The organism is Acidovorax sp., assembly GCF_046339755.1.
Classification (GTDB): Bacteria; Pseudomonadota; Gammaproteobacteria; order Burkholderiales; family Burkholderiaceae_C; genus Acidovorax.
In genome coordinates, this window is sequence record NZ_JBKDTZ010000224.1 from 1 (window position 1) to 10,732 (window position 10,732).

General features: G+C 66.4%; 10 protein-coding genes. 3 read left to right on the plus strand and 7 right to left on the minus strand.

Annotated elements, in window-relative coordinates; translation table 11 throughout:
• From glp to ACK59X_RS18875, 6 genes are all read right to left on the minus strand, one after another.
• The coding region (glp, locus tag ACK59X_RS18850; RefSeq protein WP_409959682.1) for a gephyrin-like molybdotransferase Glp at positions 1–939 on the minus strand (939 nt) is incomplete at its 3' end.
• Positions 936–1,481 (minus strand): molybdopterin-guanine dinucleotide biosynthesis protein B, encoded by a 546-nt coding sequence (mobB, locus tag ACK59X_RS18855; RefSeq protein ID WP_409959684.1) that lies wholly within the window; start codon positions 1,479–1,481, stop codon positions 936–938. The genes mobB and glp, both read right to left, overlap by 4 nt.
• A 73-nt stretch (positions 1,482–1,554) precedes the next feature.
• A complete protein-coding gene (gene thrC / locus ACK59X_RS18860; protein WP_409959686.1) occupies positions 1,555–2,985 on the minus strand; it encodes a threonine synthase in 1,431 nt (476 codons plus the stop codon).
• 39 nt (positions 2,986–3,024) lie between these two features.
• Positions 3,025–4,359 (minus strand): homoserine dehydrogenase, encoded by a 1,335-nt coding sequence (locus ACK59X_RS18865; RefSeq protein ID WP_409959688.1) that lies wholly within the window; start codon positions 4,357–4,359, stop codon positions 3,025–3,027.
• Between the two features lie 11 nt (positions 4,360–4,370).
• A complete protein-coding gene (locus ACK59X_RS18870) occupies positions 4,371–5,411 on the minus strand; it encodes a DUF1176 domain-containing protein (RefSeq protein WP_409959690.1) in 1,041 nt (346 codons plus the stop codon).
• 29 nt (positions 5,412–5,440) lie between these two features.
• Positions 5,441–6,676, minus strand: coding sequence for a pyridoxal phosphate-dependent aminotransferase (locus tag ACK59X_RS18875; protein WP_409959692.1), 1,236 nt, complete (start codon positions 6,674–6,676; stop codon positions 5,441–5,443).
• Positions 6,677–6,805: 129 nt separating this feature from the next.
• On the opposite strand from ACK59X_RS18875, the gene ACK59X_RS18880 reads away from it, so the two are divergent.
• From ACK59X_RS18880 to ACK59X_RS18890, 3 genes are all read left to right on the plus strand, one after another.
• Complete coding sequence (locus tag ACK59X_RS18880) at positions 6,806–7,183, plus strand: Mth938-like domain-containing protein (RefSeq protein WP_409959693.1); 378 nt, start codon at positions 6,806–6,808, stop codon at positions 7,181–7,183.
• Between the two features lie 301 nt (positions 7,184–7,484).
• Positions 7,485–7,970, plus strand: a complete 486-nt coding sequence (locus ACK59X_RS18885; protein WP_322596052.1) for a peroxiredoxin — start codon at positions 7,485–7,487, stop codon at positions 7,968–7,970.
• A gap of 183 nt (positions 7,971–8,153) precedes the next feature.
• The gene (locus tag ACK59X_RS18890) at positions 8,154–9,914 is read left to right on the plus strand and encodes a PhoH family protein (RefSeq protein ID WP_409959696.1); all 1,761 of its coding nucleotides are present in this window, start codon (positions 8,154–8,156) and stop codon (positions 9,912–9,914) included.
• 165 nt (positions 9,915–10,079) lie between these two features.
• Here the strand turns inward: ACK59X_RS18890 and ACK59X_RS18895 are convergent.
• On the minus strand, positions 10,080–10,732 hold a 653-nt coding region (locus ACK59X_RS18895), incomplete at its 5' end, for a replicative DNA helicase (protein WP_409959698.1).

Genomic DNA, 10,732 nt, shown 5'->3' on the forward strand with positions numbered 1-10,732 from the left:
GGTCATGTAGCTCGACACCGGGTTGCCCGGCAGGCCGATTAAGTGCGCAGCCCCCACCCGGCCGTAGGCGAAGGGCTTGCCCGGTTTCATGCCGATCTGCCACAGATCCAGCGAACCCAGCGACTCCACGGCAGGCTTGACATGGTCCTCTTCGCCCACCGAGACCCCGCCACTGGTGAGGATCAGGTCATGGGCCTCGCTGGCCTTGCGCAGGGCCTCGACGGTGGCCTCGCGCCGGTCAGGCACGATGCCGAAGTCCGTCACGTCGCAGCCCAGGCGCAGCAGCATGGCGCGCAGGAAAAAGCGGTTGCTGTTGTAGATGGCGCCGGGGCGCATCTGCTCGGGCGGCACCTCGCCCGGCATCACCAGCTCATCACCGGTGGAAAACAGCGCCACGCGCGGGCGGCGCGCCACCTGCAGTTCATGCAGGCCAATGCTGGCGGCCAAGCCCAGCTCAGCCGGCGACAGGCGCATGCCTGCGGCCAGGATGGTCGCGCCCAGGCGGATGTCCTCGCCGGCACGGCGTATCCATTGCCCGGCGGAGGGCTCGGCCTGGATGCGCACGCTGCCATCCTGCAGCGCCTCGCAGTCCTCCTGCATCAACACCGCGTCGGCGCCTTCGGGCACCGGTGCGCCCGTAAAGATGCGCGCGGCCGTGCCGGCGGCCAAAGGGGTACCGGCACTGCCTGCAGCGATGCGCTGCGATACCGGCAGCACCGTGCCGGGGGCTGGCACGTCGGCGCTGCGCACGGCATAGCCATCCATGGCGCTGTTGTCCTGGGGCGGCACCTGCAGGGACGAAATGGCGTCTTGCGCGAGCACCCGGCCATCGGCATCGAAGGTTGAAACGAGATCGGTGCCCGCCAGCGGCGCAGCGGCGGCGAGCAGGTCTGCCAGGGCGGCGTCAAAGGGCTTGAGGGGCTTGCCAGGGGGTTTCATTGGTGCAGTTCCCAGTCGTACTCGAAGCGGTGGGCATACTGCTCCAGCCAGTCCACGACCTGGGCCGGGGCATTGAGGTCGAGCAGCGGCAGCCCTGTGGGCACGGGCAACTGCCCTGGGGCGTCGGTGGCCACGGCCGCCACGAAATCGTCCTCGGGAAACAGCACGCCACGGGGTTCTTCGCCCTCGCCGGAAGCACGCCAGATCTCGATCTTGAGCAGGTCGCTGTTCTTGAAACCCTCCACCAGCACCCAGTCCACCCCCTGGTAGAGCTCGGCCAGCAGGTGGTGCACGGTGAGTTCGGCAGGCCGCTCGAATTCGCGCATCAGCGCCAGGCGCCGGTCAGAGGCGGCTACCACCTCGAAGGCACCCGCCTGGCGGTGGCGCCAGGTGTCCTTGCCCGGATGGTCCACATCGAAATTGTGGTGCGCATGCTTGACCACGGACACCCGCTGGCCCCTTGCCCGCAGTTCCTGGATCAATTGCTCGACCAGGGTGGTCTTGCCACTGCCGGAAAAGCCTGCAAAACAGACAACCTTCATCCCACCTCCTGCATGGAACCGCGGCTCGGCCCGGCCCTGCTGTGTTCGATCCGCTCCACCGGCCCCGCCCGCCTCAATGGCAATGGCGTTCGATGTAGGCCTTGACCAGCTGCACATCGGCCGGCATCACCTGCACGCGCTTGGGCAGGTCTTCGATGCCGGCAAACTTCGCCGGCCGCTCGGGCGGCTGGCCCAGAGCTTCGATGATGGTTTCGGCGAACTTGATCGGCAGCGCCGTCTCCAGCACGATCATGGGCACGGCCGGGTCGCTGTGGTGCTCCAAAGCCACCTTCACGCCATCGGCGGTGTGGGTGTCGATGGTCACGCCATGGCGCTGGAAGTTGCCCTTGATGGTGGCCAGGCGGTCGGCATGCGTGCTCTTGCCGCTCTCGAAGCCGTAGCGGCTGGCCGCGTCGGCAAACTTCGGATCACGGCTCAGATCGAACCGGCCGTCCTGGGACAGCGCATCGCCGAACAAGGCCTTGGTGCGCGCACCGTCGCGGCCCAGCAGGTCGCACACGAAACGCTCGAAGTTGCTGGCCTTGCTGATGTCCATCGAGGGGCTGGAGGTCTCGTGCGTATCGGCGCTGCCGCGCACGCGGTACACGCCGGTGCGGAAGAACTCGTCGAGCACGTCGTTCTCGTTGGTGGCCACCACCAGCTTCGCGATGGGCAGGCCCATCATGCGCGCCACATGGCCGGCACAGACGTTGCCGAAGTTGCCGCTGGGCACAGTGAAGCTGACCTTCTGGTCGTTGGTCTCGGTGGCCTGCACATAACCGGCGAAGTAGTAGACCACCTGCGCCAGCAGGCGCGCCCAGTTGATGGAGTTGACGGTGCCGATCTTGTACTTGCGCTTGAACGCCAGGTCGTTGCTCACGGCCTTGACGATGTCCTGGCAGTCGTCGAACACGCCTTCGATGGCGATGTTGTGGATGTTCTCGTCCTGCAGGCTGAACATCTGCGCCTGCTGGAAGGCGCTCATGCGGCCATGCGGGCTGGTCATGAAGACGCGCACGCCCTTCTTGCCGCGCATGGCGTACTCGGCCGCGCTGCCGGTGTCGCCGCTGGTGGCCCCGAGGATGTTCAGTTCTTCGCCGCGGCGGCCCAGCTCGTACTCGAACAGGTTGCCCAGGAGCTGCATGGCCATGTCCTTGAAGGCCAGCGTGGGGCCGTTGGACTGGGCTTCGAGCCAGAGGCTGTTCTCCAGGTGGCGCAGGGGCACGATCTCGCCGGTGCCGAAGACCTCGGCCGTGTACGTTTTCTCGCACAGGGCCTTGAGGTCGGCTGCCGGGATGTCGTCGATGTACAGCGACAGGATCTGGAAGGCCAGCTCGGCGTAGCCCTGCTCGTGGTAGGCCTTGCGCAGGCGCGTGAGCATGGCGTCATTGACCTGCGGATAGTGCTCGGGCAGGTACAGGCCGCCATCGGGGGCCAGGCCTTCGAGCAGGATGTCGCAGAACTGCTTGCGGTCTGCATGGCCGCGGGTGCTGAGGTATTTCATGGGTGTTCCGTTGCGCTCAGGGCGCGCACGCCAGAGGCGTCAGTTGAGCTCTTCCTTGCGGATGCGCGTGATCGGCGCCAGCACGGTGGGCAGGGCCTGCATCTGGGCGATCACGGCGTCCATGGTGCCTTCGCGCGTCTCGTGCGTGAGGATGATGAGGTCGGTCTGCGTGGAACCTTCTCCGCCGACTTCGTCGGCTTCGCGCTGCAGCATGGCGTCGATGCTGATGCCGGCCTCGGCCAGCAGGCCGGTGACCTTGGCAAGCACGCCGGCCTGGTCGGCCACGCGCAGGCGCAGATAGTAGCTGGTGACCACTTCGCTCATGGGCAGCAGGGGCAGCGTGCCCATGGCGTCGGCCAGGGTGTTCGCCTGGAAGGCCAGGTGCGGCACGCGGTGCTCGGGGTCGGCCGTGTGCAGGCGGGTGATGTCCACCAGGTCGGCGATCACGGCACTGGCCGTGGGCTCGCTGCCCGCGCCCTTGCCGTAGTACAGCGTGGAGCCCACGGCATCGCCCTGCACCACCACGGCGTTCATGGCGCCCTCGACGTTGGCGATGAGGCGCTTGGCAGGCACCAAGCTCGGGTGCACACGCAGTTCGATGCCCTTGTCGGCGCGCTTGGTGATGCCCAGCAGCTTGATGCGGTAGCCCAGTTGCTCTGCGTACTTGATGTCGGCGGCACCCAGCTTGGTGATGCCTTCGACGTAGGCCTTGTCGAACTGCACCGGGATGCCGCAGGCGATGGCGCTCATCAGCGTGACCTTGTGGGCGGCGTCCACGCCTTCGATGTCGAAGGTGGGGTCGGCCTCGGCGTAGCCCAGGCGCTGGGCTTCCTTGAGAACCACGTCGAAATCGAGGCCCTTGTCGCGCATCTCGGACAGGATGAAGTTGGTGGTGCCGTTGATGATGCCGGCGATCCACTGGATGCGGTTGGCCGTGAGGCCTTCGCGCAGCGCCTTGATGATGGGGATGCCACCGGCCACGGCGGCCTCGAAGGCCACCATCACGCCCTTGGCCGATGCGGCAGCGAAGATCTCGGTGCCGTGCACGGCCAGCAGCGCCGTGTTGGCGGTGACCACATGCTTGCCGGCCGCGATGGCCTCCAGCACCAGCGCACGGGCGATGCCGTAGCCGCCGATGAGCTCGATGACGATGTCGATGTCGGGGTTGGCGATGATGGCACGGGCGTCGTTGACGACCTGCACGCCCTCACCCACGACCGAGCGGGCGCGCGCCACGTCCAGGTCGGCCACCATGGTGATCTCGATGCCGCGGCCGGCACGGCGGCGGATTTCTTCCTGGTTGCGCTGCAGCACGTTGAACACGCCGCTGCCGACGGTGCCGATGCCCAGCAGGCCTACTTGGATGGGTTTCATGGTCATAAAAATCAGGGTTTCTTGGAAGCGGGGTTGGTGGGCAGGACCACCTTGGCGGTGTAGGAGGGCAGTTGCCAGGCGCCGCCGGCAAAGCCGCGGCACATGCTGTCGCCGGACTGGCCGGTGAGCACGAAGCCCTTGCCGTCGAAATGCCATTCCTGCATGGACCAGCAGTCTCCGATGCCGCGTCCCTTCATGGAGGAGCGGATCGAGCCGTCGGCCGCATCGAATTCGCCTTCGGCGTCGAGTTGCTGCGGCTGGTAGGGCGGGCGGTCATTGGCCAGCCAGTTCAGGCCACCGAAATTGTAGGCGCCCATGGCGCAGGGGATGGACAGCAGTACCTTGCGCTCCGTGAGGCGATGCACCTGCACTTCGGCCGGCTTGGGCGGGTCGCCGTTGCAGCGGTCATCGACCTCCTTGAGATCGATGGCGGCCAGCAGTGGCTTGGCGAGGGCATCGTCGCCCTTGCGCTCGGGCAGGGGCCGCACGGCGTTGACCACCGGCGCGGGCACTGCAGCCAACACCGAGGATTCGGACTTGCTGCCGCGCCGCACAAGCGCGCCGGGCGTGCCCACGCGGCCCTGGGCCTCGTCCATCTTGAGCAGCACGGCGCTGGCGCCAGCCAGCGACAGCACCCATTGTTCCTTGCCCGCGGTGACGGTGGCCTCGTCGTTCTTCTGCAGCTCCTGCAGCAGTGCAGCCACCTGGCCGGCCGGAACGCGCGGAATGTCACCCTTCAGGCCGGAAAGGGAGAGCTTGCCCACCTTGAGGTTCAGCGACGCCGGCGTGGCGTCCTCGGTGGATACCTGCAGGTCCACCAGCACCGGCGTGCCGGGACCGGCTTCGCGGGTCAGGCGGATGGACACGGGCCCTGAGTCGCCCGCCTCCGGCTGGTAGCCCACGGCGCTGCAGGCGCGGGTGTTGTCGCACTGCAGGCCCCAGTCCTTGTGGGTGAAGCGCACAGGCTCCTTGTCCGCAGCCTGCGCTGGCAGCGCCAGGGCCAGCAGGCACACGCAAGGCACCAGGGCATGGGGGGCATGGTGGTGGCGCATGGGCAGATGGTCTCCGGTGCGCAATCGCCTCAGGCGGCCGCCGTCTGCTTGCGCTTGCGGTACTGCTCCAGGAAGCGCGCCACGCGGCCGATGGCGTCGCGCAGGTCGTCCTCGTGGGGCAGGAACACGATGCGGAAATGGTCGGGCGCAGCCCAGTTGAAGCCCGTGCCCTGCACCAGCATGACCTTGGTCTCCTGCAGCAATTCCAGGAAGAACTGCTGGTCGTCCTTGATCGGATAGACGGCCGGGTCCAGGCGCGGGAACATGTAGAGCGCAGCGCGGGGCTTGACGCAGGTGACGCCCGGAATGGCGGTGATCAGCTCATAGGCCAGGTCGCGCTGCTTGCGCAGGCGCCCGCCCTCGCACACCAGCTCGTTGATGCTCTGGTGGCCGCCCAGCGCGGTCTGGATGGCCCACTGCCCCGGCACGTTGGCGCACAGGCGCATGTTGGAGAGCATGTTCAGGCCCTCGATGTAGTCGCGCGCGGGCTTCTTGTCGCCCGAGACCACCAGCCAGCCTGCGCGGTAGCCGCAGGAGCGGTAGCTCTTGGACAGGGAGTTGAAGGTCAGGGTGAGCACGTCCTCGCTGAGCGAGCCGATGGCGGTGTGCGTGGCGCCGTCGTAAAGCACCTTGTCGTAGACCTCGTCGGCAAAGATCACCAGGCCATGCTCGCGCGCGATGGCGACGATGCCGCGCAGCAGTTCGTCCGAATACAGCGCGCCCGTCGGGTTGTTCGGGTTGATGACCACGATGCCCTTGGTGCGAGGCGTGATCTTGGCGCGGATGTCGGCGAGGTCGGGCATCCAGCCGTTGGCCTCTTCGCACAGGTAGTGCACGGGCGTGCCGCCCGAGAGGCTGGCCGCGGCGGTCCACAGCGGGTAGTCGGGCGAGGGCAGCAGCAGCTCGTCGCCATCGTCCAGCAGGGCGTTGGTGGCCATCACGATCAGCTCGCTGGCGCCGTTGCCCAGGTAGATATCATCGAGGGCCACGCCCTTGATGCCCTGCTTTTGCGTTTCGTGCATCACGGCCTTGCGGGCCGCGAAGATGCCCTTGCTGTCCGAGTAGCCGGCCGAATTGGGCAGGTTGCGGCTCTTGTCATGGTGGATCTCTTCGGGCGCGTCGAAGCCGAACACCGCCAGGTTGCCGATGTTGAGCTTGATGATCTTGTGGCCGTCCTCTTCCATCTTCTTGGCCGCATCCATGATCGGGCCCCGGATGTCGTAGCAGACGTTGGCAAGCTTGGCGGATTTCTGGACGGTTTTCATGCGCTGACGGTGGTGCAGTGGGGTCAGGTGGCGGCCAGAGCGGCTGGCACCTTGGCGAAACCTATAATTTGACCACAGATCACCAGCGAGGCGGGCCCCGGGGCCCGCGCCGCGCACCCGACACACACCATGAAATTCCAGCCCGACAAAGCCAATGTCCAAACCGTCACGGGCTACGGTCCTGGCTGGATCGGGGTGGACGGCGAGAAGATCACCCACAGCGTGATCGTCGGCTCGGACGGGCTGCGCCAGGCCTGGCCCTGCACCCGCTTCGAGGACCTGACGGCCGAGCATTTCGCCGAACTGGCGAAACTCGAGACTGAGCTGGTCATCTTCGGCAGCGGGCAGCGCAACCGTTTTCCGCCCCCAGCCTGGCTGCAGCCGTTGATGGCGCGCCGCCTGGGCCTGGAAACCATGGACACGGCCGCGGCCTGCCGCACCTACAACATCCTGGCAGGCGAGGGGCGCAACGTGGTCGCGGCCCTGCTGCTGGAGGCAGCGCCCTGACCCGGGCTTTGGGGCGGCCCAGGTACCGAACAGGCTCCGGCCTGTGTACTTTGGTTACAGAATGCGATTCGCGAAAGAGTCCGTTTCAGGGTAAAATCTACGGTTGCGGCCAGGGGCCTTTCAAAAGCAATAAGAGCGGCTAACAAAACTCAGCGAAGCGGTTCTGGCTAGGCGCTGCGTCGCAGGCAGTACGTTAGTACGACAAGACGCAGCGACAACGCCAGAAGAGTTTTGTTAGCCGCTTTGGACACCCCCACTCCCCTGGCTTATCAACGACTACATCCTGAGAGATTGAAGTGATATGGCGATCGTTGTCAACAAACCCCTCCCTGAATTTGAAGCCAACGCAACCGGTGGAATCAAGGTCTCCAACACCTCCCACCTTGGCCAGATTCTGGTGCTGTACTTCTATCCCAAGGACAACACCCCGGGCTGCACGACGGAGGCCATGCAGTTCCGCGACAAGTACAAGGACTTCGTGAAGGCCGGCGCTGCCGTGTTCGGCGTGTCGCGCGACAACATGAAGTCGCATGACGACTTCAAGGAAAAGCTGGAACTCCCGTTCGAACTGATCGCCGACACCGAAGAGAAGATGTGCCACATGTTCGGCGTGGTCAAGAACAAGATCATGTACGGCAAGAAGGTCAAGGGCATCGAGCGCAGCACCTTCCTGATCGGCCCCGATGGCCTGCTGGTGCAGGAATGGCGCGGACTGAAGGTGCCCGGCCATGTGGACGAGGTGCTCAAGGCCGTCAAGGGCATCAAGGCCCTGAAGAAAGCCGCCTGAAACCGGGCTGCGGGCCTGCCCGCAACAGCCTTGCGTGCCCACTGCGGGCGCGCCACGCGGAATAGGCATAATGGGGCCAATGCTTCTGGATTCTGCAACGACCGCCCTCCCCGACAAAGCCGCCTTGGCCTCCAGGCGGCTTTTTGCTTTCTGATCCCACCACAGACCGAGGCCCCGCACACCATGCCCCTTCCCCCCGCTCCCAGCCGCCGCGCCGCCCTGCTCTCCCCCGATGCCTATGACGTGGTGGCCAAACCCGGCCGCGCCACAGCGCAGCCCGCAGCCGCAGAAGCCCTGGAACCCCCTGCAGCCCGCACGCCCGCCCGCAAGGCCACCTCCGGTCGCGCCACCCTGCAGGCCGTACCCGCCCCCGCAGCAACCATGACAGCCGCTGCGCCGGCGGAACCCGTGGCGGCAGGCAGCCGCGCGAAGGCACCGGCCGCACCCGCGACCGCACGCAGCAGCGCCAAAAAGCCCCCCGCCAGCACGGCCGCAACGGCGCCGGCAGCAGCCACCCCGGCCTCCCGTACCACCAAGCGCGCGCGCCCGAGCGGCCCGTCCAAGCTGTTCGTGCTGGACACCAATGTGCTGCTGCACGACCCGACCAGCCTGTTCCGCTTCGAAGAGCACGACAGCTTCCTGCCCATGATCGTGCTGGAAGAACTCGACGGCCACAAGAAGGGCATGACCGAAGTGGCCCGCAACGGCCGCCAGACCAGCCGCACCCTGGATGCCCTGGCGGGCGTCGCGGGCGCCGACATCGCCCACGGCCTCAAGCTCGATTCCACCGGCCAGCGCGCAGCCGGCGGCCACCTGTTCTTCCAGACCGCTCCGCTGGATTACAGCCTGCCCACCAGCCTGCCCCCGGGCAAGGCTGACAACCAGATCCTGGGTGTGGTGGAGGCCCTGCGCAATCTGCACGCCCCGCGCGAGGTGGTGCTGGTGTCCAAGGACATCAACATGCGCGTCAAGGCACGCGCCCTGGGCCTGGCCGCCGAGGACTACCAGAACGACAAGACGCTGGAAGACGGTGACCTGCTGTACTCTGGCGTGCTGGCCCTGCCGCCGGACTTCTGGGTCAAGAGCGGCAAGAATGTCGAAAGCTGGCAGAGCGGAGTGCACACTTACTACCGCATCGGCGGGCCCATCGTGCCGCAGCTGATGATCAACCAGTTCGTGTACTTCGAAGCCCCCGGCGAGCCCAGCCTGTTCGCCCGCGTGAGCGAGATCCGCGAAAAAACGGCGGTGCTGCAGACGCTCAAGGACTACGGTTCGGCCAAGCACGCGGTGTGGGGCGTGACCACGCGCAACCGCGAGCAGAACTACGCCATGAACCTGCTCATGGACCCTGAGATCGACTTCGTGACCCTGACCGGCACGGCCGGCACCGGCAAGACCCTGCTGGCCCTGGCCGCAGGCCTGACCCAGGTGCTGGACGACCGCCGCTACACCGAGATCATCATGACCCGCGCCACCGTGAGCGTGGGCGAGGACATCGGCTTTCTGCCCGGCACGGAAGAGGAGAAGATGGGCCCCTGGATGGGCGCGCTGGACGACAACCTCGAGTTCCTGGCCAAGGGCGACGGCGGCAATGCCGGCGAGTGGGGCCGCGCCGCCACCAACGAGCTGATCAGGAGCCGCATCAAGATCAAGAGCATGAACTTCATGCGCGGGCGCACCTTCCTGAACAAGTACGTGATCATCGACGAGGCGCAGAACCTGACGCCCAAGCAGATGAAGACGCTGATCACGCGCGCCGGCCCGGGCACCAAGATCATCTGCATGGGCAACCTGGCGCAGATCGACACCCCCTATCTGACCGAAGGCTCCTCGGGCCTGACCTATGCGGTGGACCGCTTCAAGGGCTGGCCGCACAGCGGGCATATCACGCTGGCGCGGGGTGAGCGCTCACGCCTCGCAGACTTCGCCAGCGAGGTACTCTGACGAACTGCACTGCTCCACAATGAAAAGGCCCCTGCCGATGGCAGGGGCCTTTTCATTTCCGACCTGTAAAGTGGGCGCGGCCCCGCCAGCGCTCCCGTGCAAGGGCCGCCCCGCCGCACTGGGAGCGTCCCCCTGGGGGGATGGCGCGAAGCGCCTCAGGGGGGTTCAATAATCATCACCACCGCTGCCCATGGCGAGGTTTTCAAAGCGGGTCTGGTTCTTCTGGAAGAACAGCTTCACCGTGCCGGTCGGGCCGTTGCGCTGCTTGCCGATAATGACCTCGGCCACGTTGGGCTCCTTGCTGTCCTTGTTGTAGTAGTCGTCGCGGTAGATGAACATGATGATGTCCGCGTCCTGCTCGATGGCGCCTGATTCGCGCAGGTCGGACATCATGGGGCGCTTGTCGGTGCGCTGCTCGACCGAGCGGTTGAGCTGCGAGAGGGCGATCACCGGGCACTGCAGTTCCTTGGCCAGCATCTTCAGGCCCCGGGAGATCTCTCCCAGCTCGGTGGCGCGGTTGTCGGCGCTGCCGGCGCCCGAGCCGCTCATGAGCTGCAGGTAGTCGACCACGATCAGGCCGAGCTTGCCGCACTGGCGCGCCAGCCGCCGGGCGTTGGCACGCAGTTCGCCGGGGGTCAGGCCCGGGGTTTCGTCGATGTGCAGCGAAACGGTGCGCAGGCGCTCGATGGCCTCGGTCAGGCGCGGCCATTCCTCGTCGGTGAGCTTGCCGGTGCGCAGGTTGCCCTGGTTCACGCGGCCGATGGAGCCCACGATACGCACGGCCAGCTGGGCGGCGCCCATTTCCATGGAGAAGATGG